The sequence below is a fragment of the Bacillus sp. B19-2 genome (assembly GCF_022832475.1).
In the GTDB taxonomy this organism is placed as follows: domain Bacteria; phylum Bacillota; class Bacilli; order Bacillales; family Bacillaceae; genus Bacillus; species Bacillus paralicheniformis.
The window spans coordinates 203,604-226,330 of record NZ_JALHKQ010000003.1 but is presented as its reverse complement, the minus strand read 5'-3'; the positions used below and the strand labels follow the sequence as shown (position 1 = coordinate 226,330).

27 protein-coding genes and 2 other annotated features are annotated in these 22,727 nt (G+C 47.4%); of the genes, 6 read left to right on the top strand and 21 right to left on the bottom strand.

From position 1 onward, the window contains the following. Positions 1 to 25: 25 nt before the first annotated feature. Positions 26 to 1,204: an IscS subfamily cysteine desulfurase gene (locus MST20_RS13485; RefSeq protein WP_243942823.1), complete on the top strand. Its 1,179-nt coding sequence runs from the start codon at positions 26 to 28 to the stop codon at positions 1,202 to 1,204. Beyond that, on the top strand, positions 1,173 to 1,715 hold the full coding sequence (locus MST20_RS13480; RefSeq protein WP_035338338.1) for a transcription repressor NadR: 543 nt from the start codon (positions 1,173 to 1,175) through the stop codon (positions 1,713 to 1,715). Before MST20_RS13485 ends, MST20_RS13480 begins: the two co-directional genes overlap by 32 nt. Positions 1,716 to 1,756: 41 nt before the next feature. On the opposite strand, the gene pheA is transcribed toward MST20_RS13480, so the two are convergent. From pheA to MST20_RS13435, 9 genes are all read right to left on the bottom strand, one after another. Further along, positions 1,757 to 2,608 carry a prephenate dehydratase gene (gene pheA / locus MST20_RS13475; RefSeq protein WP_035339345.1) on the bottom strand — a complete coding sequence of 284 codons (852 nt, stop codon included), beginning with the start codon at positions 2,606 to 2,608 and terminating at the stop codon, positions 1,757 to 1,759. Between the two features lie 27 nt (positions 2,609 to 2,635). After that, positions 2,636 to 3,079, bottom strand: a complete 444-nt coding sequence (locus MST20_RS13470) for an ACT domain-containing protein (RefSeq protein ID WP_023855415.1) — start codon at positions 3,077 to 3,079, stop codon at positions 2,636 to 2,638. A gap of 113 nt (positions 3,080 to 3,192) precedes the next feature. After that, positions 3,193 to 4,479 carry a GTPase ObgE gene (obgE, locus tag MST20_RS13465; protein WP_243942821.1) on the bottom strand — a complete coding sequence of 429 codons (1,287 nt, stop codon included), beginning with the start codon at positions 4,477 to 4,479 and terminating at the stop codon, positions 3,193 to 3,195. A 33-nt stretch (positions 4,480 to 4,512) separates the two neighbouring features. Then, on the bottom strand, positions 4,513 to 5,091 hold the full coding sequence (locus MST20_RS13460) for a sporulation initiation phosphotransferase B (RefSeq protein WP_165427704.1): 579 nt from the start codon (positions 5,089 to 5,091) through the stop codon (positions 4,513 to 4,515). Between the two features lie 226 nt (positions 5,092 to 5,317). Then, a complete protein-coding gene (gene rpmA, locus MST20_RS13455; protein WP_003184023.1) occupies positions 5,318 to 5,599 on the bottom strand; it encodes a 50S ribosomal protein L27 in 282 nt (93 codons plus the stop codon). A gap of 12 nt (positions 5,600 to 5,611) precedes the next feature. After that, positions 5,612 to 5,953 carry a ribosomal-processing cysteine protease Prp gene (locus MST20_RS13450; protein ID WP_035338334.1) on the bottom strand — a complete coding sequence of 114 codons (342 nt, stop codon included), beginning with the start codon at positions 5,951 to 5,953 and terminating at the stop codon, positions 5,612 to 5,614. A 12-nt stretch (positions 5,954 to 5,965) separates the two neighbouring features. Then, on the bottom strand, positions 5,966 to 6,274 hold the full coding sequence (gene rplU / locus MST20_RS13445) for a 50S ribosomal protein L21 (protein ID WP_035338332.1): 309 nt from the start codon (positions 6,272 to 6,274) through the stop codon (positions 5,966 to 5,968). A gap of 12 nt (positions 6,275 to 6,286) precedes the next feature. After that, positions 6,287 to 6,361, bottom strand: a sequence feature (ribosomal protein L21 leader region). Between the two features lie 74 nt (positions 6,362 to 6,435). Further along, positions 6,436 to 7,302 carry a site-2 protease family protein gene (locus MST20_RS13440; RefSeq protein WP_243942820.1) on the bottom strand — a complete coding sequence of 289 codons (867 nt, stop codon included), beginning with the start codon at positions 7,300 to 7,302 and terminating at the stop codon, positions 6,436 to 6,438. Further along, a complete protein-coding gene (locus tag MST20_RS13435; RefSeq protein WP_243942818.1) occupies positions 7,295 to 8,086 on the bottom strand; it encodes a peptidoglycan DD-metalloendopeptidase family protein in 792 nt (263 codons plus the stop codon). Before MST20_RS13435 ends, MST20_RS13440 begins: the two co-directional genes overlap by 8 nt. Before the next feature lie 146 nt (positions 8,087 to 8,232). Between MST20_RS13435 and MST20_RS13430 the strand changes: the two genes are divergently transcribed. Continuing rightward, positions 8,233 to 8,664 (top strand): SRPBCC family protein, encoded by a 432-nt coding sequence (locus MST20_RS13430; protein ID WP_035338321.1) that lies wholly within the window; start codon positions 8,233 to 8,235, stop codon positions 8,662 to 8,664. Beyond that, positions 8,661 to 8,984, top strand: a complete 324-nt coding sequence (locus tag MST20_RS13425) for an ArsR/SmtB family transcription factor (protein WP_243942816.1) — start codon at positions 8,661 to 8,663, stop codon at positions 8,982 to 8,984. The genes MST20_RS13430 and MST20_RS13425 overlap by 4 nt, the downstream gene beginning before the upstream one ends. 46 nt (positions 8,985 to 9,030) lie before the next feature. Here the strand turns inward: MST20_RS13425 and minD are convergent, their stop codons facing one another. The 7 genes from minD to MST20_RS13390 all read right to left on the bottom strand — a co-directional run bounded on the left by minD (position 9,031) and on the right by MST20_RS13390 (position 14,427). Further along, on the bottom strand, positions 9,031 to 9,837 hold the full coding sequence (minD, locus tag MST20_RS13420) for a septum site-determining protein MinD (protein WP_243942815.1): 807 nt from the start codon (positions 9,835 to 9,837) through the stop codon (positions 9,031 to 9,033). 2 nt (positions 9,838 to 9,839) lie between these two features. Continuing rightward, positions 9,840 to 10,520 (bottom strand): septum site-determining protein MinC, encoded by a 681-nt coding sequence (minC, locus tag MST20_RS13415; protein ID WP_023855422.1) that lies wholly within the window; start codon positions 10,518 to 10,520, stop codon positions 9,840 to 9,842. A 53-nt stretch (positions 10,521 to 10,573) separates the two neighbouring features. After that, positions 10,574 to 11,092: a rod shape-determining protein MreD gene (gene mreD, locus MST20_RS13410; RefSeq protein WP_020452449.1), complete on the bottom strand. Its 519-nt coding sequence runs from the start codon at positions 11,090 to 11,092 to the stop codon at positions 10,574 to 10,576. Continuing rightward, on the bottom strand, positions 11,089 to 11,997 hold the full coding sequence (gene mreC, locus MST20_RS13405; protein ID WP_017474373.1) for a rod shape-determining protein MreC: 909 nt from the start codon (positions 11,995 to 11,997) through the stop codon (positions 11,089 to 11,091). The genes mreD and mreC overlap by 4 nt, the downstream gene beginning before the upstream one ends. A gap of 30 nt (positions 11,998 to 12,027) precedes the next feature. Continuing rightward, positions 12,028 to 13,038: a rod shape-determining protein gene (locus MST20_RS13400; protein ID WP_003184042.1), complete on the bottom strand. Its 1,011-nt coding sequence runs from the start codon at positions 13,036 to 13,038 to the stop codon at positions 12,028 to 12,030. An 87-nt stretch (positions 13,039 to 13,125) separates the two neighbouring features. Next, a complete protein-coding gene (gene radC / locus MST20_RS13395; protein WP_020452451.1) occupies positions 13,126 to 13,800 on the bottom strand; it encodes a RadC family protein in 675 nt (224 codons plus the stop codon). Positions 13,801 to 13,854: 54 nt separating this feature from the next. Further along, the gene (locus MST20_RS13390) at positions 13,855 to 14,427 is read right to left on the bottom strand and encodes a Maf family protein (protein WP_243942814.1); all 573 of its coding nucleotides are present in this window, start codon (positions 14,425 to 14,427) and stop codon (positions 13,855 to 13,857) included. A gap of 204 nt (positions 14,428 to 14,631) precedes the next feature. Between MST20_RS13390 and MST20_RS13385 the strand changes: the two genes are divergently transcribed. Then, positions 14,632 to 14,811, top strand: coding sequence for an IS3 family transposase (locus MST20_RS13385; RefSeq protein ID WP_130627134.1), 180 nt, complete (start codon positions 14,632 to 14,634; stop codon positions 14,809 to 14,811). 58 nt (positions 14,812 to 14,869) lie between these two features. Here the strand turns inward: MST20_RS13385 and MST20_RS13380 are convergent, their stop codons facing one another. The 4 genes from MST20_RS13380 to MST20_RS13365 form a co-directional block, all read right to left on the bottom strand. Continuing rightward, the gene (locus MST20_RS13380) at positions 14,870 to 15,904 is read right to left on the bottom strand and encodes an SPOR domain-containing protein (RefSeq protein WP_243942813.1); all 1,035 of its coding nucleotides are present in this window, start codon (positions 15,902 to 15,904) and stop codon (positions 14,870 to 14,872) included. A 204-nt stretch (positions 15,905 to 16,108) separates the two neighbouring features. Then, positions 16,109 to 16,858: a prepilin peptidase gene (locus MST20_RS13375; RefSeq protein ID WP_243942812.1), complete on the bottom strand. Its 750-nt coding sequence runs from the start codon at positions 16,856 to 16,858 to the stop codon at positions 16,109 to 16,111. Positions 16,859 to 17,010: 152 nt separating this feature from the next. After that, positions 17,011 to 18,309: a bifunctional folylpolyglutamate synthase/dihydrofolate synthase gene (locus MST20_RS13370; protein ID WP_347880868.1), complete on the bottom strand. Its 1,299-nt coding sequence runs from the start codon at positions 18,307 to 18,309 to the stop codon at positions 17,011 to 17,013. An 82-nt stretch (positions 18,310 to 18,391) separates the two neighbouring features. After that, entirely contained in the window at positions 18,392 to 21,034 is a 2,643-nt protein-coding gene (locus MST20_RS13365) for a valine--tRNA ligase (protein ID WP_243942809.1), read from the bottom strand. Between the two features lie 60 nt (positions 21,035 to 21,094). Then, positions 21,095 to 21,326, bottom strand: a binding site (T-box leader). Between the two features lie 167 nt (positions 21,327 to 21,493). On the opposite strand from MST20_RS13365, the gene MST20_RS13360 reads away from it, so the two are divergent. Further along, positions 21,494 to 21,685 carry a hypothetical protein gene (locus tag MST20_RS13360; RefSeq protein ID WP_020452457.1) on the top strand — a complete coding sequence of 64 codons (192 nt, stop codon included), beginning with the start codon at positions 21,494 to 21,496 and terminating at the stop codon, positions 21,683 to 21,685. An 18-nt stretch (positions 21,686 to 21,703) separates the two neighbouring features. On the opposite strand, the gene ysxE is transcribed toward MST20_RS13360, so the two are convergent. After that, the gene (gene ysxE, locus MST20_RS13355; protein ID WP_243942807.1) at positions 21,704 to 22,726 is read right to left on the bottom strand and encodes a spore coat protein YsxE; all 1,023 of its coding nucleotides are present in this window, start codon (positions 22,724 to 22,726) and stop codon (positions 21,704 to 21,706) included. Position 22,727 lies beyond the last annotated feature (1 nt).

Genomic DNA, 22,727 nt, shown 5'->3' with positions numbered 1-22,727 from the left:
TTATAAAGAATGGGAGACGAGAGCCGTGATTTATCTTGATTATGCTGCGACAACACCGGCGGCAAAAGAAGCCTTGGACGCGTTTCAAAAACTGAGCAAAGATGTGTATGGAAATTCGAGCAGTCTGCACGATGCGGGAGGGAAGGCCGAAAGTATTCTGCGCTACTGCCGCCAAAGAATGGCGGAACTTTTATCCGGGGAAGAAGAAGGCGTTTATTTTACGAGCGGCGGCACCGAAGCCAATTTTTTGGCGATTCACTCCATCTTAAATGGACTCCCCGCCGGAAAGCAGCGTTTTTTAATGACAGAAATGGAACATCAGTCAATCCACATTTTGAAGCGGCATCTTGAGATACTGGGGTTTGAAGTCGACTTGATGAAACCGAACGCTTCAGGCATCATCACAGCAGAGATACTGGAACGGCACCTCCGTCCTGATACAGGTCTCGTCTCAATTCAGCATGCCAACTCAGAAACAGGCGTCATCCAGCCCCTGGCAAAGCTTTCGGCTTACTTGCATAAGCGGGACGTGCTCCTGCACAGCGACTGCGTACAGACCTTTGCCAAAATTCCGGTCGGCATTGATGAGCTCGGCGCTGATGCCTTATCTGTTTCAAGCCATAAAGTATACGGACCAAAAGGAGTTGGAGCGGTCTATATTCGGCCTGGTGTGAACTGGAAACCCGTCTACCCGGGCACTTTGCATGAAAACGGATTGAAGAGCGGCACCGTCAATGTCCCTGGAATCGGCGCTTTCATTACCGCTGCCGAGTTGACAATTAAGCGTATGGATGCCGCGTATCTCAAACATCAGGAGCTGCGCACCCGTTTTCTGGAAAAGGCAAAAGCCCGGAAGCTTCCCGTCTCCCTCGCTGTGCCCGATTCGGCAAATTCGCATGTTCTGCCGCATATTATAGGTTGTTTTTTTCATTCCTTTGAAGGACAATATACTATGCTGGAATGTAATCGGAGAGGAATTTGCATTTCTACCGGAAGCGCGTGTTCAGCGGGCTATCATGAGCCGTCAAATACGATGAAAGCCCTTTTAGTCCCAAGGGAGCTCGCGCTTCAATTCGTCCGAATTTCGTTCGGATGCGATACGACAAGCGAACATGTTGATAAGCTGTTGGACGTTTTTGAAGATATGATGCATGAGAAAGGAGACCATCGGATTGACAGACGGATTAAAACTTACGGGAGCTGAGCGGCGCCAGCAGCTTCTGGCCTGGCTGAAGGAGTCTGAGGCTCCGCTGACAGGAAGCGAACTGGCGAAAAGAGCATCTGTTTCACGGCAGGTCATCGTACAGGACATTTCTTTATTAAAAGCAAAAAACGAACCGATCATCGCAACAAGCCAAGGATACGTGTATTTGCGGTCAGCCCTCGGCAAAAAACAGCCGGTTCAGCGGATCATCGCCTGTGACCACGAGCCGGAAAAAACGGAGGAAGAACTGAATCTGATCGTCGACTTTGGCGTAACGGTGAAAGATGTAACGATTGAACATCCGGTCTACGGCGACTTAACAGCTTCGATCAGGGTCAGCACAAGAAAAGAAGTCTCGGATTTCGTCAAAAAAATCTCGTCGACAAACGCCGCTTATCTGTCTCAACTGACAAACGGCACCCATCTGCACACATTGGAGGCAGATGACGAAGAGAAGATCGAACAAGCTTGCGACGCCCTGCAAAAAGCGGGCATCCTCATTCCCGAATAAAGAAAAGGTCCTTTGCCGTCATCTACGCAAAGGACCTTTCTTTATAATGTATACGCATTGTAGGCTCCGAGCATTTTCACCTTGCAGCCCAAAGCTTCAAGCTCAGCTATCGCACCCGGAATCAGCACGTCGTCCAGTGCCATTTCAATATCAATAATGAAAAAATAATTGCCGAGACCGGTTTTTGTCGGCCGCGATTCAATTTTAGAAAGATTCAAATTTCTCCAGGCGAAAGCCGACAGCACTTGATGGAGAGCCCCTGATTTGTCCGAAGGAAGGGTTACCAGCAAAGTCGTTTTCGGCCTTCCCGTCAAGTGCGGATTAACCGGCGGAGATGCCTCGTGATCCGGATGAAGCATCACAAATCTCGTGTGATTGTATTCATAGTCATGCACATCTCTTTTGACGATGTCTAATCCATACGTAGCGGCTGCCATTTCATTGGCGATTACGCCAATGTTCTCGTCCGGATGTTCACTCACGTATTTTGCAGCTGCTCCGGTGGATGTCGCATATTCAAACGGAATGGAGCGGAACCGGCTGTGCAAAAATTTATGGCATTGCGCGATGGCATGGGAATGGGAATAAACTTTCTGAATGTCTTCCCAAGCCTCTTTTCTTGCAGGATGCACAAGTAAATGCTGACGGATGGGAGCGGTGATTTCTCCGACAATATAAAGAGGCTGTTCGTGGATTAAGTAGTCTATTGTCAGATTGACCGATCCTTCAATCGCATTTTCAAGCGGGACGACAGCCAGATCAATCTCGCCGTTCATCGCCGCATCCATACATGCGGGTATCGTGTTAAATGCTTGCTGGTCTGCATCTGAAAAGCAGGAGCAGACGGCAAGGTGCGTAAATGTTGCTTCTGGACCTAAATAACCTACTCTCATACTCATGATATATACTATTCTCTCCCTTTAAGCGCCCGAACCTAGTATTTCGACCTTTTCTACGAATTCCAGCTTTCTTAATTTGTTCATCAGCAAATCGATATTTCCATCCATTCCTCTCGTACTGACGGACAGCGTGACATTCGCTCTTCCTTGAAGAGGGATGGTCTGGTGAATCGACAGCACGTTGCAGCCCGATTCAGCCACCACTTGGAGCAGATGGGACAGCGTTCCCGAGCGGTCCTCCAAATGAAAAAAAAGTGTGATAATCTGTTCCTTGACCATCGTATAAAAAGGAAAAACCGCATCTCTGTACTTGTAAAAAGCGCTTCGGCTCAAATCTACCTTTTGGACGGCTTCAGCTACAGATTCCGCTTTTTTCCGCTCAATCAGCTTTTTGACCTCAAGTGTTTTCCGCATTGCCTCCGGCAGCACGTCTTCCCTGACAAGATAAAAGGTCTCCTCTTTCACAGACTTTTCTCTCCTTTTAAAAACCCTGATTCCTTTACATTGATCCGGCGAAAGGAAAGGCGTTCCTTTCAGCTAAAAGTCGGAGAGCTTGCCTGGCAAACTCTCCGCTATGATCAGTCGATAAATTCAAATTCAAATTCGAGAAGACGGATTGTATCTCCATCTTTTGCACCGCGGGCCCGAAGCGCGTCATCAACGCCCATTCCGCGAAGCTGTCTGGCAAAACGCTTAACAGACTCGTCTCTTGAAAAATCCGTCATTTTAAATAAGCGTTCAAGCTTGGCTCCGCTGAGCACAAAGGTGCCGTCAGGATCACGGCTGATCTCAAATGGCGCTTCCTCATCCTCAAGCTTATACATGACTCTGTTTTCAGTCATGTCTTCTTCGTCGTAGAGCGGGAATTCCGGTGTCGTTTCCAAACGGTCGGCAATCTCAAACAGCAGATCCCTCAATCCTTGTCTGGTCAACGCGCTGATTGGAAAAACAGGATAATCATCTGTAAGCTTTTCTTTGAATGCCTTCAGATTTTCTTCCGCATCCGGCATATCCATTTTATTGGCGACAATAATTTGAGGACGTTCTGTCAGCCTCAGATTATACTGTTCAAGCTCTTTATTGATGGTCACATAATCTTCATACGGGTCGCGCCCTTCAAGACCCGACATGTCGATCACGTGCACGATGACGCGCGTTCTTTCGATATGTCTGAGGAATTGGTGTCCGAGGCCAACCCCTTCGTGCGCCCCCTCAATCAGTCCCGGAAGATCTGCCATTACAAAGCTGCGGCCGTCTTCCGTTTCGACCATTCCGAGATTCGGGTTCAGCGTTGTAAAGTGGTAATCGGCAATTTTCGGCTTGGCCGAAGACACGACAGACAGGAGCGTTGACTTTCCGACGCTTGGGAAACCGACAAGACCGACATCGGCCAAAACTTTCAGCTCGAGAACGATATAGCGCTCTTTGCCGGGTTCGCCGTTTTCTGAAAGCTGCGGCGCCGGGTTGGCAGGCGTCGCGAACCGGGTATTTCCCCGTCCGCCGCGTCCCCCTTTTGCGATGACGGCTTCCTGTCCGTGTTCGGTTAGATCAGCGATGACCTGCTTTGTATCATCGTCAATGACAACCGTGCCGGGCGGAACTTTCACAACCATGTCTTCTGCATTTCGGCCGTGCTGGTTTTTAGACATGCCGTGTTCTCCGCGCGTCGCCTTAAAATGTCTTTGATATCTAAAATCCATCAGTGTGCTGAGGCCTTCGTCAACTTTGAAAACGACGTCTGCGCCTTTTCCGCCGTCACCTCCGGCAGGGCCTCCTTTTGGCACATATTTTTCGCGGCGGAAAGCAACCATCCCGTTGCCTCCGTCTCCGCCTTTTACGTATATTTTTACCTGATCAACAAACATAATGTCCTCCGTTCTATTCCTAAAAAAACCGCTTTACTTGATATGAATTTCGGCGATGCACTCACAGTCTGTTACATCAAGCCGCTTGATTTCATAAAAATCAGCCAGTGAATGATGAAAGTCTTTGATACCGGTCAGCTTTGTGAATACGCCGTGGAAATCCAGAAAGATGACGAGCCGGTCGTCCGGACCGTCCGTCTGCAGCGTGATCGTCAGATGATTGTCGCCGCCTTTCAAAACGGCATCCTCAAAAGTCCCAAACAGCTTTCTGACGAAAACGACGAGCTTCTCTTCATAAGCTGACAAGTCTCTGACCTGACCGATCACCTCATATTCAAGCGTCAGCGAATGGGCCATCCAGTTAAATGTAAGCAGCTCATACGCCGCACGCGGGATTTTAAGGTTTGAAAGCTTTGATTCATGCTGAGCTTCGATGACCACTTCATCAATAATTTCAAATACGCGGTCATACTTTTTTAATGTTAAGTTTCCTTTAATCAATTGCAGTTTATTCATCCAGTCGTGCCTTGAGTGGCTGAGCAGATGAATAAGCTCATGGGTCAAAGCCTTATCGTCCATCGTCTTTTCTTGTTTTTTCGAAGTTTCTTCCATTTTTGCACTCCCAATCGTTTGTTCTCTATTTTAGGAGTCTGATTCAGTTTGTACTTTGAATTATAACAGAGAAGGCAGGATAAATGAAACACGTTTATATACTTTAAAGAAGCAGAATCAGAGCGGAAACCCGGCCTTGTCCAGGGGGCGGGAAGGTGTTTTTAAGCAAGTCACGATGCTGTATGTAAAAAACTCCGGTCAGAACGACCGGAGTTTCGTTTAAAGGTTAGGCTACAGGATATACGCTCACTTTTTTGCGGTTACGGCCGAAACGTTCGAATTTAACAGTTCCGTCGACTTTTGCATATAGAGTGTCATCTCCGCCGCGCCCAACGTTTTCACCTGGATAGATTTTTGTTCCGCGCTGACGATAAAGGATGGAACCGCCAGATACGAATTGACCGTCTGCACGTTTAGCACCTAGGCGCTTCGCCTCAGAGTCACGTCCGTTCTTCGTTGAACCTACTCCTTTTTTAGATGCAAAAAACTGAAGATCTAATCTTAGCATGTAGCTCACCTCCTATATTCTGTTCGTCGTTACTTTTAAGTAACCTTTGTAGTCTCGTTCGATCGTTTCAAGGGAGACGATCATGCCTTCGAGAAGGAGCTGCGCCTTTTCAAAAGCCTCCCGATCCGTACCGTCCGGGAATCCGAAAGATAAAAATCCGCCGTCTTCCCCGAGGTCAATGACCGGCTCAATGCCCGTCAGCTTCATGACGGCATTGACAGCTCCAAAGGCGACCGCCGATGCCCCTGCACAAACGAGATCCTGACCATGTTCAGCAAAATTCGCATGTCCCGACATTTCAAAGCCTAAGATGTCTTTGTTCGATCGGGCTCTGGTAACCTTTGCATGAATCATATCATACACGCCTTAAGCGTTGATTTTTTCGATTACAACTTTAGTGTAAGGTTGACGATGACCTTGTTTTTTATGTTGGTTTTTCTTCGGCTTGTACTTAAATACGGTAATTTTTTTCGCGCGGCCTTGTTTTTCAACTTTGCCTGTTACCGTAGCGCCTTCAACCGTAGGGCTGCCAACTTTAACATTTTCACCGCCGACAAACAATACGTTGTCAAAAGTAACCGTTTCGCCGGCTTCAGCAGTAAGCTTTTCGACGTATACAGTCTGGCCTTCTTCAACTTTGATTTGTTTTCCGCCTGTTTGAATAATTGCGTACATCTCTGCACCTCCTAATAAACTAAGACTCGCCAGTCACAGGGGGCTAAGAAAGCACTTAACACCTGTGCTGAGCGGTTGTAGCACGGGTGCTACATCCATAACATTAAAAAATATACCAGAAAAGAGCTCGAGTGTCAATGTCTTTTAGAAGATGGATATCGTCAATAAACCAAAAGCAGATCTTCCATTGAGGAAGTCGTGCGCTTGTCTGTAAAATAAGCGTGGAGAATTTCGTTTTCATCAAGCTGGCTCAGTTTTTGTCCGTCCTTCTCAATAATGATCGGGTGTTTGCAGCCTCTTTTAAACAGGAGCATGACCTCATAAATCCGCTGTTCGGCGCACACCGTGATCGGGGCAAGGCGTCGCACTTCCCTCTCCTTTCCGTAATACCGTTCAAGCAAAAAACGGATATGGGCGTAATGGCGATTGCGATATTCCTGGTAAAGGGATGCAGCCAAAAATACGAGGAGCACCCAAGCGCTCAGCTGTGACGGGGAAACCAACAGAATCACCGCGATTAAAACAGTACAGCAAAAGCACGACACAGCCAGCATCATCCGCTGTGCTTTCTGATACGGAAGGTGTTTTGAAAGCAGCAAAAACAGCAGCTTCCCGCCGTCAAGCGGCCAAACCGGAAACAGATTAATCAAGAGGATGGTCAGATTGTAAAAGGTAAACGTTTCAAATATATGAGGGCTGACGAGCGAATTGACCGCCAAAAGCCAAGCTGCAAATTGAAGCCAAATATGCTGAACAGGCCCCGCGGCGATGACGGCCAGCTCTTCCTTTAACGGTCTGTTCCCATGTTCATCGACTTCAAGTGTTCCGCCAAAAGGCAGCAGGAAAATGCCTTTAATTCTCCATGAAAAATAAACGGCAGCAGCAGCGTGGCCAAGCTCGTGGATCAAAATAACGATCATTAAACAAAACAGCGCTTTAATATGTCCTGTCATGATACCGATCGCCATGACAAGCCACAGCAGCGGGTGGATGTGAAGCTTGGTGAAGAGCTCCGTCCATTTATTCAAATGTGATCACCTGTATCGGATCAACAAATTCCTCTCCTTGTTTGATCGCAAAGTAATAGACGCCTTTTTGATTTTTATCCTGCTTAATCGTTCCGAGCTTCGTTCCTTTATCTATAAAATCGTATAAAGCGACATCCGCTTTTTTCAGCTGGCCGTAGTAGGTATAGCTGTTGTCCGCATGCTGCAAAACCACCGTCAGGCCCGTTTCCGGATTTTTGTCCACTTCAATGACATAGCCTTCCTTCATGCTGCGGATCGTTTCGTCTTCTGTTTCAACCTTAATGCCCTGGCCGGAGAATTTCTCCTGAACCTTTCCCATGGCAGGCACAGCGAGATCCTGATTCACCTCGACCTGGCCGGATGGTTTGTCGCCTTTCGGTTGAAAGAATGCGAGGGGATCGCCAAACTTGGATTCATACCAATTCTGGAGGGCCGCGAATTGGAACTCTTCTGTAAACACCTGGCTGATGACCGGTTTGATTTGGTTTGCGGGTTCAAACTGGCCTTTGTAGGCAATGGCGGACACAAGGACAAGACATGCCGACAGAAGACATTTCATGATGAGCGCATCCGCTTTGACAAGAGGGTGCTTCCCATTTATCAGCAGGGTGCTTCCTTCAGGCGGTGAGAAGTCTCCGGCCTTTTCATCTTCCGAAAAGGCTGTCCATGCAGGCGGCTTGACCGGCAGCTTTTTGCCGCCTGACGAAAAGGGCTGTTTATCCGGCGCCTTCCGTTTTCTTTTCCTGGCCATTCTTTTTCGAATCTCATCTGCTCTATGACTCATAACCCTCATCCTTTACATTCAGGTTCGTTTGTTCAATGATATGTCTTGTCCCAGGGGATTATGACGGCATATTGACATAAAACCAAAAGGTTTCATATAATAGATAGGAAACCTTTTGGTTTTACTTTTTTTCTAGGAGGTCTATTATGAGCAATCAACAAGTGCCTGATATACATAAACAGGCAGTTTTTCACGCATCGATAGAAAAAGTGTGGGAGGCTGTCGCCACCAGTGAAGGCATCGCCGCCTGGTTTATGCCAAATGATTTCCGTCCGGAGATCGGCTGTGAATTCACCTTGCAGTCTCCGTTCGGCCCCTCCCCGTGCAAAGTGATCGAGCTTGAAGCGCCGCATCGCCTCGCTTTCAGCTGGGATACGTCGGGATGGATCGTCACATTTGAATTGAAAAAGCTGTCTGCAGAAAAAACCGAATTTACCCTGATTCATTCAGGATGGGGCGCGCCGGAAGAAACGGTTTCAAAAGCGGGAGAAAAACAAGCGGATGTCCGCAATCGGATGAATGGCGGCTGGGAAGCGATCGTCAATCAAAAACTGCGTCAGGCAGTTGAAGGCTCGTGACATCATCGGCCGTAAAACATGATGTGTTCCAAGCCGTTTCCGATCCCTCACGGCGAAAGATGCTGAAGCTCCTCTCCGGCAGGGAATTGCCTGTAACAGATATCAGCACTCATTTCCCGATGAGCCGGACGGCTGTTTCAAAGCATCTGAGAATTTTGTCAGAAGCCGGGCTTGTCAGCGGGAGAAAAGCGGGCAGAGAAAAACTGTACAGGCTTCATCCCGAACCTCTCGCCGAGCTGCAGCAATGGCTCGCCTACTTCGACATATATTGGGACAATAAGCTTTCCTTGTTAAAGCACAAAGTCGAAAACGATCAATGAAACTGCGAAAAAAGCAATCTCGCTTTGGAGATTGCTTTTTTTGCAGTTAAGCGCGTACGCCGAAAAATGATTTAATCTTTGCGAAAACGCCTTTATTTTCTTCTTCAAACGACTGTAAAGGCACAGATTCGCCCAGCACGCGGCGGGCGATGTTCCGGTATGCGATTGAAGCTTTATTGTTCGGATCCATGACGACAGGCTCCCCGTTATTGGAAGCTTTAATCACTTCGTCATCATCCGCAACAATACCGATCAGTTCGATCGACAAGTGCTGAATGACTTCATCAACATCCAGCGTATCGCCGTTTTTCATTAAGTGGTTGCGGATCCGGTTGACGACAAGTCTCGGCGGCTCAATATTTTCTTCTTTTTCAAGCAGGCCGATAATCCGGTCGGCGTCACGAACAGCGGAGATTTCCGGTGTCGTTACGACAATCGCTTTGTCAGCGCCCGAGACCGCATTTTTATAACCTTGCTCAATCCCTGCAGGGCAGTCGATGACAATGTAGTCAAAGTCATGTTTGAGCTGCTGTACAAGCTTGACCATCTGCTCGGGAAGAACAGCCGACTTATCGCTTGTCTGAGCGGCCGGGAGCAAATAAAGCAAATCATCGAAGCGTTTGTCTTTCACAAGCGCCTGATGGATTTTGCATCGCTCCTCAACGACATCTACCAAGTCATATATGATTCTATTTTCAAGGCCCATGACAACATCAAGATTGCGCAGGCCGATATCCGTGTCAACGAGACATACCCGTTTTCCCAAAATGGCCAAGGCGGTGCCAAGATTTGCGGATGTCGTCGTTTTGCCTACTCCGCCTTTCCCCGAGGTTATTACGATAGCTTCACCCAATTTTACATTCCTCCCTCAAGCCTTGTTAAACTAGGTCTTAAATGAGCTAATTGCTGAAGGCGGTCAATGACCATATTCTCATTTTCATCTAAATAAGCACATTCCATGTCGTTCCCTTCTTGGATGTGGTCTGGGGAGCGATTGAGCACATGATTGATACGCAATTGAGTCGGTCTCATATCCGAAGCCGCAATAACAGCTCGTTTATTTCCATTAAAACCGGCGTGGGCAATCCCTCTTAATGAGCCGAGGATGAAAATATTCCCTCCGGCCTTCACCATTCCTCCCGGATTCACATCCCCAATCAGAAGCAAATCACCCTCCGTTTCGAGGACTTGCCCTGAACGGACAATTTTAGCGACAGAAATAATTTCGCTTTCCGCTTTTAAACGGTTTGCTTCATCTTTGGTCATGACTTCACTTTCAATGGAGTGGATGAACAGATTTTGTTTCTCAGTGATCACATCGGTCAGGATCTGTTCTTGCTCCTCGGTCACATAACGGTGGCCGAGCTTAACGAGCACACTGATTTTCTGGCCTTTTCCATCCATATAATGTTCGAGTGACAGCATATCCTGAAGACCGTACAATAATTCTTCAAAAGAGCATGTGTCATCAAGATGAAGCGTCAATCCATTTTTCGTTCCTTTAATTGTTACGTATTGCTGCTTTTGGGTCTTCACGGTGTTCACCTCAACATCATACTCTTTTCGACATCGGCTCATAAAATCCTCTTTTACTCATTCCTCAACTCTTTCTTAAGACTGGTAAAAAACCACTTGAACGGGTAAATGAGCAAAAGGCCGCCAACGGCGTTCAGCCCAAGCGTAGGCAGGAGCCTGCCGAGCACAAATTGATGGAACGGCATGATTTCCGGACGTATCAGCATCTGCACGCCATATTGGTAGAATTCAAGAACACAGACGGCGAGCAGCGAAATAAAAATGACGACCAGCGCGTTTGTCTGCAATACTTTGAATGCTTTTGACGATAAATAGCAAATACCGGCAAAACCAAACATATATACACCTAAAAGGTCGGTGTAATTAATATCATATAACAATCCGAAAATAAATCCATATGTAATGGCAAAAGGCTGATTGACATAAGCCGTCATAAAAACTAAGACAAGCAGCAGAAAACGCGGGATGAGCTGCTGTTCTTCCGTCACAAAAGGCAGGTTGACAAAATCCGCATAGACGCTGTCAGATACTAAAACAAACATCATAACGACGGGAAGAAGGAAGCGTTTCACGAACCTTCCTCCTCATCGTCCATCTTGTCGACATCCACCGTATCAAGCGTTCTGTCGACGACGATGACGTTATCAAGGTTATACATATCGGCCGCCGGCTCTACATAAGCGATTTTCGTCAAGCCGTAGGAATCGGGTTCAACTTCTGTCACTTTTCCGATCGTCAGGCCTTTCGGAAAAACGCCGCCCGCGCCGGAAGTTTCGACGAGGTCTCCTTTTTTCACTTCCCTGTCTTCATCAGGCTCAATGATTTCCATTGACAGCGCCTTTTTCTCGGAGTCGTAGCCGTTGATGATTCCGTTGACCGTTTTCTTGCCTTTATTTGCAGCGATAACCGTAGAAATTCTGTTGTTTCTGTCTGTTGCGCTTAAAAGCTGGACGGTGGAAGTGAAATTGTTCACTTTTGTGCTTTTGATTTTTCCGATCAAGTTGCCGTTTTCATCTGTGACCGCCATATCCTTTTCGACGCCGTGCTTAGAACCTTTGTTAATCGTGATCAGGTTCCACCACTCATACTTATCGGGATTTCTGGCGATAACGGTCGCCAGAATCGGCGTGTAGTCTTTAATTGATTTCAAATGGCCGAGCTCTTTTCTTAAAGACTTATTTTCATTTTCAAGCTCTTGCAGCTTTGCCTCGTATTGCGTCTGGCCGTCGAGCTTTTTCCGCAGGCGCTCATTTTCGCTGTACGTATTTTTTAAGTCTTCGATATTTTCAAAGAAGCCCGCAAAAAATTGAGCGGGCGTATGAAAAATCGTCTGGAATACACCAGTTGTATCGCCAATAAATTTTTCGGGCCAAGTTGCATTCCGGTCATTCTTTAACGAAAATCCAATCATTGCCACTAAAATGATGATACAAAGGAGTAAAAGCATCAACCGTTTATTCGTAAAAAACTGCGGCATGATTATACACCTCTTCTATTCCCTGTGTCCTTAATTTTTGCCTTTAAATAGATGAATTTGCTCGAGAGCTTTACCTGTTCCGATCGCTACACAGTCAAGAGGGTCTTCCGCAATTAAAACCGGCATTTTCGTTTCTTCGCTGATGACTTTGTCCAAGTGGCGCAGCAGCGCACCGCCTCCCGTGAGGACGATTCCGCGGTCCATAATATCAGCCGCGAGTTCAGGCGGAGTTTTTTCAAGCGTATTTTTTACGGCATCGACAATTGCAGTCACAGTGTCGCGAAGCGCCGCTGTAATTTCTTTTTCAGTGATTTCAATCGTTTTCGGCAGACCTGTTAAAAGATCGCGGCCGCGGATTTCCATGCTTTCTCCGTTTTCAGAAGCTTCGGCAGAACCGATTTCAAGTTTGATCGCTTCCGCAGTACGGTCACCGATCATCAAGTTATATGTTTTTCTAATATAAGTAATGATTGCTTCATCCATTTCATCACCGGCAACGCGGATAGACTGGGATGTGACGATGCCGCCGAGGGAAATAATCGCGACTTCGGTCGTTCCGCCGCCGATGTCGACCACCATGCTTCCAGTCGGTTCCCAAACAGGAAGATTGGCTCCGATCGCCGCTGCAAACGGTTCTTCAATCGGATATGCATCTCTCGCCCCGGCCTGGCGCGTGGCGTCGATAACCGCACGCTGCTCAACCGCCGTAATTCCCGACGGGACACAAACCATGACATACGGCTTTCTCGCAAATAAGCCTTTGTTTTTAACAGCTTTGCTAATATAATGTTTCATCATTGTCGCTGTTGTTTCATAATCAGCGATTACGCCATCTTTCATCGGGCGGAGGGCGACGACATTGCCGGGCGTACGTCCGATCATGTTTTTCGCATCGTTTCCGACTGCAACGATCTGCTTTGTATCTGTTTGCAGCGCAACGACGGAAGGCTCCCTGACGACAATTCCTTTACCTTTCACAAAAACAAGCGTATTCGCCGTTCCTAAATCTATTCCAAGGTCTCTCGCACCAATTCCAAACATTTGTATGTATCTTCCTTTCTTAAAACAATATTCCTAAGCAAAAACCCATAAATTCTATTATAGCTTAATTTAATGAAAAAAAAAGTGTTACAAATATCCTTTTTCTTTCAAGCTCACAAATTTTTGATCACCGATGATGATATGATCGAGCAATTCAATTCCAAGCAGCTGTCCGGACTCGTGAAGGCGCTGTGTAACTTCTATATCTTCGCGGCTTGGAGCCGGATCTCCGGACGGATGATTGTGGACGCAGATGAATGAGGCTGCGGAGCGCTTTAACGCTTCCTTAAACACTTCCCTCGGATGGACAATTGAAGAGTTCAAGCTTCCTATAAAAATTGTGCGCTTGTGGATCACCTGGTTTTTCGTGTTCAGATACAGGCATACGAAGTGCTCCTGAGACAGAAAGCGCATATCCCCCATTAAAAAATTGGCCGCATCTTCGGGAAAACGGATCACATAACGGTCTTTGCAGGCAAGGCTGTGAATGCGCCGGCCAAGTTCGAGCGCCGCCAAAATCTGCACGGCTTTGGCGCGGCCGATCCCGGAAATGCTTGAAAGCTCCTCAGCGGATGCTTCTTTTAACAAACGGAGGCCGTCAAACGTTTGAAGCAGCCGGCTTGAAAGCTGAAGAACCGATTCTTTTTTCGTCCCGGTCCTGAGCAGTATCGCGAGCAGTTCATGGTTTGACAAACTTTCGGCGCCTGTGTTGAGAAGGCGCTCCCGCGGCCTTTCTTCATCAGGAAAATCCTTTAATTTCAATGGCAGATCGCTTATGATAAACCCTCCCTTTTGATTCCCTTCTCGTTCGGTTCATCAAAAGGAGTGTAGATCAAACGTTTTCAGCATTCTCATCGTTTTGGAAATCGGAAGACCCACAACTGTATAATAGTCACCCTTTATCTGTTTGACAAAAAGCGCGCCTTTTCCTTGTATTCCGTATGAACCGGCTTTATCAAACGGCTCTCCCGTAGCGATGTAAGCGCTGATTTCCTTTTCTTCAAGAGGCCAAAAAGAGACTTCGGTTTCTTCAAAAAATGTTTCGCATCTCTCGCCGTCCTTAATGCAGACGCCGGTGAGCACTGAATGGGTCTGTCCCGAAAGCATGCTCAGCATCCTTTTTGCATCTTCGGCATCTTTGGGCTTGACCAAATAAGCCCCGTCATAAAGAACAATAGTATCGGCGCCAAGGACGACGGCATCAGGATATTGTTCGGCTACTGCACGCACTTTTTGTTCCGCCAACCATTTGACGTTTTCTGCTGGTGAAAAGTTTCGAATTAATTTTTCTTCCGCGTTGCTCGTAACGATGCTGTACGGAATCTGCAGAAGATCGAGGAGTTCCTTTCTGCGGGGTGATTGTGAAGCCAATATGAGCTGTCGGGTCATAAGAAGACATCCTTTCAAAGGTTTTTGCATAGGAAAAAAAGATACCTGTTTTATCCTACCAAAAGAACGCCGCCGCCACAATTTCAGAAAAGTAACTTTTTAATGACAAAAATCGCGAAAATAAAAAAACCATCGCATCTGATATGCTCCCCTAAAAGTAGACAGATAAAATAAAAAAATCTGTTTACTTTGGGGAAGTTTTTTATGGCTGGGAAATGGTACACGATAGAAGAAAAACTGAACATTCTGTCAGAATGTGATCAGGGAAGTGCTTCGGTGAAAGAGATTGCGGGCAAGTATGGTGTTCACGTTTTAAATCACGATCGTCTGCAAGAAAAACTAAACGGCCTCAGCCCGGCGGAATACAGGGCTAAAGCCGTCTAGTGTGTTTTCGTTATTTCCACTGTCTACTTGACAGGGGGCCGTTCACTCTGCCGTTTTTTTATTTTATTTGGCTCAGCAATAGCTGCTGGCTTTTCCAGCCGTTGGCTGCGGTCGGTTTCTCCAGCATGTTGACGGCTTCCAGTATGCTCTTTTTTACCTCGTCAGATTCTCCTTTTAATTTGGCGCCGTCAAGTTCAGCTTTGACATCAGCTATGTTTTGAGATGTAACCTCCGCGCCGAGAATCGCTTTTGCCGACAGCTCAGCCGCCTCTTTAAAAGGCTCCAGCAAACCGGGCTCGAGTGCAACCGGAAGCTCTTTTCCGCCCCACGCTTCAAAATCGTTTTCGATTAATATTTTGCCAATTTCAGATGTCATCTGTTTTGCCCCCGTTATTCCGGCGATCACATAAAATCCGTCGTCCTTGGCAATGGAAACGGCGGCATACCCCTTGTCTGCGATTTGAGAGGCCAGCGTCTCCGCTCCTTCTTTAGATGAAAACTTGCCGGCCTGAACGGCAAAGCTTTTAAAAGATTCTCCCGCTTGTCCGCTATTTTTTTCTCCGCTCTTTTTCTCTTCTGCACCTGAGTCACCGGCTTTAACCGTCTGTCCGTTTTCCGCATCCGCACCCAGGCTGCCGGATGCGGGCACTCCTTCTTTATGGGTTGCGAGATTCAGCGCGAACAACCCGAGTCCCGTGCCGAGCAACACAGCAAAGATAATGGTTGCAGCAAAGCGCTTCAAAGGATACGTAAGGGACGTTTTCGCTTTTCGGTTGTTTTTGGCCTCATTTTTCTTTTGATAAGGCGCCACCACTTTGGGATCGTCTTTGTACACGGTTTCTTCTTCGTCTGGAGGCGTCCATGTAAATTCATCTGTTTCAGGTTTGCCGTCCTCTTTTGAAGCCGATATTTCCCGTTCTGCCTTTCTCTTTTCTTCCCAGTTTGAAAAGGTGAACTTCTTTTCTTCATTTCTGTTGGAAAACTCTTTTTCATTTCCGTAGATGGTCTCTTCTCTGCCATTGATCATCACTTTAAGCGGGTCTTCCTGGGGCGCTTTTTTAGCTGAGTTTTTCTTGCTTTTCCGTTTTTTCATGTGCTTCCCTCGCTTTCCGTTTATTGTTTTATATTGAGATTAGGCGGCAGATTGGCCGCTCTCTATACGATCGGCAGAGGGAAGCCAGAAGGAAGGAGGAGTTCTCCCAAAGGCTGTCCCTCTTATTGTCCACACTTTATCACAGCCTCAAAAAAAAAGAACAAGACTTTTGTCGTCTTGCCCAAAAAGGTTTCGTCAAATTTTTCACCACCGTGCCATTTGAAGGTACCACTCGATCATTGGATTGCCATAAAAACAGCTTATCAGCGTCCCGATCAGAATCGCGGGAGCAAACGGCATAGGTTCATTTTTCTTTAGCTTGCCTGCCAGCAGCGCAAAAAGACCAAGCACTGTTCCCGCGGCTGCCGAAAGGAAAAAAGCGAGAATGAGGAGGCGGCTGCCGAGCGCCATGCCGAGCACCGCAAACAGCTTTACGTCCCCCCAGCCGATCCCTCCCTTCGTCAAAAGCAGCGTCAAGAGCGGAAGCATGCCGCCGGCAAACGCACCGCTCAAACCGGAGTGCCACGGCTCGAGGGGAACAAGAAACCGTCCGACAGCAAAGACAATCAGGAAAAAACAAAGAACAGCATCCGGAATGACCATATGTGTCACATCAGATACAAAGACGATCAAAAGCAGGGAAATAAGAGCAAGCACAAGCACCAGCTCCCCCTGGTGCCCAACGTGCATGCCGGCAAACGCAAACAGGATGGCGTCGGAGAGCTCAACTGCCGGATACACGATCGATATCGGGGTTTGACACCCCTTACACCTCCCCCGCTGCATCAAATAGGACAAAACAGGTATCAGCTCCGAGAGGCCCAGCTTTCTTTTGCAAGCCCGGCAGAGGGAACGCGGAGCAATCAAAGATATCTTTTCAGGAATGCGGCGCCCGGCCGAACTAAAAAAGGAACCGAGCACTAACCCCGCCGTAAAAAGGTAAAAGATGAACATCACGATCAGCCTCGCACAATCAAATTTAACCGCTTCATGAGAAAGAGCGGCTTCCTGAGGCTGTTATTTTAGCAAATACGAAGCGCCTCCGCTTTTCATAAAACATAAAAATGCGCCGTCAGCCGATGGCCAAAAGCGCATTTTTATGTTTTTTATTCAGTTAAAGCTGCCCTGACGGCGGAAATAAAGTAAAGCGACCCGGTAACAACGACCACCGCTTTTTCATCTTCAGCTTGTTCTTCGATATAGCGGAAAACAGAGCCGATGTCTTCATCACATGTTTTATGATCAGCGGTACTTTGCTCAAACAGCTTATGAGCGGATTCCGCTCTCGGAAAATCAAAAGATGTGAAGTGAATCGATGACGCAAACGACTCGATTTTGCGGATCATGTCTCTGTACGGCTTATCTTTGAGAGCGCTGAAGCATACGTGAATATTCCGCCCGCCGAAGTGAGACGTGATCGTCTCGGCCAGCCGCTCTACCCCTTCTTTGTTATGAGCGCCGTCGATATAAACGAGAGGCCTGTTCAATACCTTCTCAAACCGGCCGGGCCATCCCGCCTTATGAATGCCGCGTTTCAGCTCTTCTTCGCCGATGGCCGCATGTTTTTCGGCTGTCAGCCATTCGGCCGCAAGTATGGCCAAAGACGCGTTTTGCCGCTGATGGGTGCCGATCAGGCTTGTTTCAATTCTTTCATAACGATGTAACGGTGTTTTCAGTGAAAATTGCTCTCCATCGGGCAGTGAACGCTCTCCGTACAGCTCGCAATCCTCATGAAGGGATATAACAGCAGATTCTGTCTCCATCGCCTTTCGCTTTATCACTTCAGCTGCTTCACGCTGATGAACGGCTGTGATAACAGGAACGCCGTGTTTGATGATCCCCGCCTTTTCTGCGGCAATCTCTTTCAGCGTACCGCCTAATATCGCCGTATGATCATGACCGATCGAAGTGATGACCGTTAATATCGGCTTCACGACGTTTGTCGAATCCAAACGGCCGCCTAATCCCGTTTCAAAAATAACAAAATCGGTGCTCCGGTATTTAGCAAAATATAAAAATGCGCATGCCGTAATAATTTCAAATTCGGTGGCGGCTCCGAATTCGGTTTCTTCAAGCTCAAGGACAAGAGGCCCGACCTCATTAAAGAGCGCCGTCCATTCGTCGTCTGAGATCGGTGCGCCGTCAACGCTGATCCGTTCGTTAAAGGTAATGATATACGGTGATGTGAAGGTGCCTGCTGTATAACCGGCTTCATTTAACACCGTACGGAGAAAAGCGATCGTGGAACCTTTTCCGTTTGTTCCGGCGACATGAATCGCATTGAGCTTTTTCTCGGGGTGTCCGAGCTTTCTCAGCAGCCATTCCATTCGTTCCAAACCCGGCTTCACGCCGAATTTAAGCCTTCCGTTAATCCAGCTGAGTGCTTCATCAAACGTTTTGAACAAGCGCATTCCTTCCCTTCAATTGATGAAGGTGTTTTCCAGCGCCTTTAGAAAGACCTGGAAAACACCTCCTTTTTTCGTGTGATTAATTTTTCAATTCGGCGATTCTTTTTTCTACAGCTTCACGTTTCGCCGCATAATCGGCTTCTTTCGCCCGCTCTTCTTCAATGACATGTGCAGGCGCTTTTTTCATAAATCCTTCGTTGCCTAATTTCTTCTGAACCCGTTCAACTTCCTTCGTCAGCTTATCGAGTTCTTTTTGCAGGCGGCTGATTTCTTCCTCAATGTTAATCAGACCTTCGAGCGGCAAAATCAGCTCGGCGCCGGATACGACAGCGGTCATCGCTTTATCGACCGCTTGAATATCAGTTCCAATTTGAAGAAGGCTCGGATTCGTAAAGCGTTCCACGTACGAACGGTTTTCTTCAAGTCGTTCGGCGATTTCCGGTGTGCTTGTTTTAATATAAAGCTCAATCTGCTTGCTGAGCGGCGTGTTGACTTCACTGCGGATGTTCCGTACAGCGCGGATGACTTCAACGAGAAGCTTCATATCTGCCGCTGCTTCGGTGTCCGTATATTCTTTAACAGCTTCAGGCCACTTGGCGACTGTAATGGATTCCCCTTCGTGAGGAAGATGCTGCCAGATCTCCTCCGTCAGGAAAGGCATAAACGGATGCAACAGGCGCATTGTTTGATCCAGCACATACGCTAAAATGGATCGGGTCGTCTTTTTCGCCGCTTCATCTTCACCGTAAAGCGGAAGTTTAGCCATTTCGATGTACCAGTCGCAGAAATCATCCCAGATAAAATTGTAGAGATGGCGGCCAACCTCGCCGAATTCGTACTTATCAGCCAGCTGTGTCACAGTTTCAATCGTTTCATTTAACCTTGTTAAAATCCACTTATCGGCAACTGATTTTTCTCCTGACAGATCGAGCTCTTCGTATGTCATGCCGTCCATGTTCATCAAGGCGAATCTTGATGCGTTCCAAATCTTGTTCGCAAAATTCCATGTTGACTCCACTTTTTCAAAGCTGAAGCGTAAATCCTGCCCCGGAGAGCTTCCCGTCGCAAGGAAGTAGCGCAGCGAATCCGCTCCGTACTTATCGATCACATCCATCGGATCGACGCCGTTTCCGAGCGATTTGCTCATTTTGCGGCCCTGGTCGTCGCGGATGAGCCCGTGGATCAAAACATCTTTAAACGGACGTTCTCCGGTGAATTCGATACCTTGGAAGATCATTCTGGATACCCAGAAGAAAATGATATCATATCCTGTGACAAGGACGTTCGTCGGATAGTAACGCTTGAAATCTTCCTCATCGATATCCGGCCAGCCCATCGTTGAAAACGGCCAAAGAGCGGAACTGAACCATGTGTCAAGAACGTCTTTGTCCTGCTCCCAGTTTTCGGCATCTCCCGGCGCTTCAGCGCCCACATAGATTTCCCCCGTTTCTTTATGGTACCACGCTGGAATCCGGTGGCCCCACCAAAGCTGGCGGGAAATGCACCAGTCGCGGATATTTTCCATCCAGTGCAGATACGTTTTTTCAAAACGGTCAGGGACGAAGTTGACTTTTCCTTCGCTTTTTTGCAATTCGATGGCGGCATCGGCAAGCGGCTGCATTTGCACGAACCACTGCGTTGACAAATACGGCTCAACGACTGCTCCGCTGCGTTCGCTGTGACCGACCGAATGCGTATGTTCTTCAATCTTGAACAGCACACCCTCTTCCTGAAGATCTTTCACGATCTGCTTGCGGCATTCAAAACGGTCCATGCCTTTATATTGAAGCGCCTTGTCATTCATCGTGCCGTCTTCATTCATAACGAGAATTCGTTCAAGGTTGTGGCGGTTTCCGATTTCAAAGTCGTTCGGATCATGAGCAGGCGTAATTTTGACGGCACCTGAGCCGAATTCCATATCGACGTAGTCGTCTCCGACAATCGGAATTTCTCTTCCCGTGATCGGCAGAATGACCGTTTTTCCGATTAGGTGTTTGTACCGCTCGTCTTCCGGATGTACCGCAACCGCTGTATCGCCGAGCATCGTTTCCGGACGTGTCGTCGCAATTTCAATTGAGCCTGAACCGTCTTTCAGCGGATAGCGCATATGATAGAACGCACCTTGTACGTCTTTATAGATGACTTCGATGTCAGACAGAGCCGTTTTAGTGGCCGGGTCCCAGTTAATGATATATTCCCCGCGGTAAATCAGCCCTTTTTCATATAGCTTTACAAATACTTCGCGCACCGCTTTAGAAAGCCCTTCATCAAGGGTGAACCGCTCCCTTGAATAGTCGAGGCCGAGGCCGATTTTCGCCCATTGGCTGCGAATAAAATCGGCATATTCCTCTTTCCATTTCCATGTTTCTTCAAGGAATTTTTCGCGACCGAGATCATAGCGCGTTTTTCCTTCTTCGCGAAGCTTCGCTTCTACTTTTGCCTGAGTTGCAATACCGGCGTGATCCATACCCGGCAGCCAGAGCACGTCATAGCCCTGCATCCGTTTCATTCTTGTCACGATATCCTGCAAGGTGGAATCCCAAGCATGACCCAAGTGCAGCTTACCCGTCACATTCGGCGGGGGAATAACAACGGTGTACGGTTCTTTTTCAGGGTCGTTTTTCGCTTCGAAAAATTTGCCGTTCACCCAATAGTCGTATCTGTCTTTTTCAATTGCAGACGGATCGTATTTTGTCGGCATCGTCAGTTCTTGATTATCCATTTTCAAACCTCCAACAGTATTAAACGGCTGAACAATAAAAAAGAGCCCTCTCGATCCTGTTAAAAGGACGAAGAGAACTCTCTCGCGGTACCACCTTTTTTCATGAATGCGAAAAACGCATTCACGCACTTAAATGGGATAACGGGACTTTCCCGAATTTCTCTACTTTTTCGTTCGAGAAATTGCGCTCCTGGGCGACCTTCCAAAAAAGACTGACTGGGAGCCTTTCAGCGAACCGGCTTCCCTCTCTGCAAGCGTCTGTTTTTGTACTCTTCCCATTCAAAGCGGGTGATCATTGTCTTTTCAGCACGTACTTTTTCTTTTTCTTATATTACTAAATCTTTTTCATTTTCGTCAATCATCTTTTCCGTTTTTCTCTTGTTTTATACGATACTGGGCCATGCACACAAGCTCCTTTTCCTCATATGATGCTGTAACGATAAGGAGAGGAGGCATAAGATGCGAAAAAAATTCAACACACATTCATTCCAGCCGTGGCTGAAGCAAGTCAGGCTTGTTGCTGTTCAAGTCGTCCTCCCGATCACGATCTTCCAGGGCATACGCACGATCATCTTTCCTACCACATTTGATGTCCTCCTTTTGGGCATTCTCATATTCCTTGCATGCGCCTTTCACCTTGACTGGATATAGGCACGAAAAAAGTCCGCATCATGATGATGGGGACTCTGTTTCTTCCTGCAGTTTTCTGTTTTCTTCCGTCTCGTGAATGCTCATCACAAGCGGTTCGGCGTTTTTCATTTGCCAGTACGCCTTCAAAAGCGTTGTACAGGCTTCTTTTTCTCCAGGCCCCTTCTCAAGGTCGTAGCGGTTCAGCACGCCGAATACAGGCCCGGGGTAAGCCATATAGCTGAGGAATAAGCTGATTTCTTCCTCCCGCAAAGGATAGACATTGTGATACGTATAAAACCAGTTTACACATTCCGTGCACATAACGGGGTTCGTCTTAAACATTCTTGTAAAAAATACGATGAGATCGTTCGCAGGGGGCCCGTGTCCCGCTTTCTCAAAGTTCGTAAAGTAACCCGTTCCGGTATCGTTATAGAGAAAATGCCGGACGGACAGCTGCCCGTGGTTTAAAACCATTCTGGAAGACTCTTTGTCTTTCATGGTCTCATACCACTCTTCAAGGCGGGCAAGTGCAAAGTCTGCAGCTGATATCGTCTCTTTGAAATACATGGCTGCCTGAAGCTGGAACGGGGACATATACCATTCGTTTTCCGCTCTTGAGATGAATTCTTCATATTTCTGTTTTTGCTGTTCCCACTTCCGTTTTGTCCGTTCATAGTGCCCGAGTATTTCTTCCCGCCTCACACCGAGCTCTTTTTCCGTCCGCTGGTGAAGAAGAGCGATTTCTTTAAACATATATTCGTGTTTTTGATCACGCTCTTCCTCTCTTTCAAGGGTAAGCCAAGGCATGAGATAACAGACATCTTCTCCGGCTTGCGTTAAAAATTCGCCCGTGCGGTTTCGATAGACGGGAACGAACTGCCTGTAGCCTTTTTCCTCCAGCATGATCATCTGTTCTGTGAAGCGGGCGTTTCTTGAAGCCGCCAATTTTTTCAGGGCGAATACACCGTGATCCGTATACACTTTCCATACCTTTGGACTGACCGATTCCATATATTCAGGCGTAAGACCATACTCATTTAAAATAGACTGGATGCCTTCCATC

Excerpts from the sequence above, each read along its gene's own strand:
- ysxE (WP_243942807.1), bottom strand. The coding sequence starts at position 22,726 with ATGGAAGGCATCCAGTCTATTTTAAATGAGTATGGTCTTACGCCTGAA.
- MST20_RS13380 (WP_243942813.1), bottom strand. The coding sequence starts at position 15,904 with ATGAAAAAACGGAAAAGCAAGAAAAACTCAGCTAAAAAAGCGCCCCAG.
- rplU (WP_035338332.1), bottom strand. The coding sequence starts at position 6,274 with ATGTACGCAATTATTCAAACAGGCGGAAAACAAATCAAAGTTGAAGAA.
- MST20_RS13400 (WP_003184042.1), bottom strand. The coding sequence starts at position 13,038 with ATGTTTGGAATTGGTGCGAGAGACCTTGGAATAGATTTAGGAACGGCG.
- rpmA (WP_003184023.1), bottom strand. The coding sequence starts at position 5,599 with ATGCTAAGATTAGATCTTCAGTTTTTTGCATCTAAAAAAGGAGTAGGT.
- MST20_RS13365 (WP_243942809.1), bottom strand. The coding sequence starts at position 21,034 with ATGGATAATCAAGAACTGACGATGCCGACAAAATACGATCCGTCTGCA.
- mreC (WP_017474373.1), bottom strand. The coding sequence starts at position 11,997 with ATGCCGCAGTTTTTTACGAATAAACGGTTGATGCTTTTACTCCTTTGT.
- MST20_RS13460 (WP_165427704.1), bottom strand. The coding sequence starts at position 5,091 with ATGGAAGAAACTTCGAAAAAACAAGAAAAGACGATGGACGATAAGGCT.
- MST20_RS13375 (WP_243942812.1), bottom strand. The coding sequence starts at position 16,858 with ATGTTCATCTTTTACCTTTTTACGGCGGGGTTAGTGCTCGGTTCCTTT.
- MST20_RS13430 (WP_035338321.1), top strand. The coding sequence starts at position 8,233 with ATGAGCAATCAACAAGTGCCTGATATACATAAACAGGCAGTTTTTCAC.
- MST20_RS13450 (WP_035338334.1), bottom strand. The coding sequence starts at position 5,953 with ATGATTCATGCAAAGGTTACCAGAGCCCGATCGAACAAAGACATCTTA.
- MST20_RS13435 (WP_243942818.1), bottom strand. The coding sequence starts at position 8,086 with ATGAGTCATAGAGCAGATGAGATTCGAAAAAGAATGGCCAGGAAAAGA.
- MST20_RS13385 (WP_130627134.1), top strand. The coding sequence starts at position 14,632 with ATGGCTGGGAAATGGTACACGATAGAAGAAAAACTGAACATTCTGTCA.
- pheA (WP_035339345.1), bottom strand. The coding sequence starts at position 2,608 with ATGAGAGTAGGTTATTTAGGTCCAGAAGCAACATTTACGCACCTTGCC.
- MST20_RS13390 (WP_243942814.1), bottom strand. The coding sequence starts at position 14,427 with ATGACCCGACAGCTCATATTGGCTTCACAATCACCCCGCAGAAAGGAA.
- obgE (WP_243942821.1), bottom strand. The coding sequence starts at position 4,479 with ATGTTTGTTGATCAGGTAAAAATATACGTAAAAGGCGGAGACGGAGGC.
- MST20_RS13360 (WP_020452457.1), top strand. The coding sequence starts at position 21,494 with ATGCGAAAAAAATTCAACACACATTCATTCCAGCCGTGGCTGAAGCAA.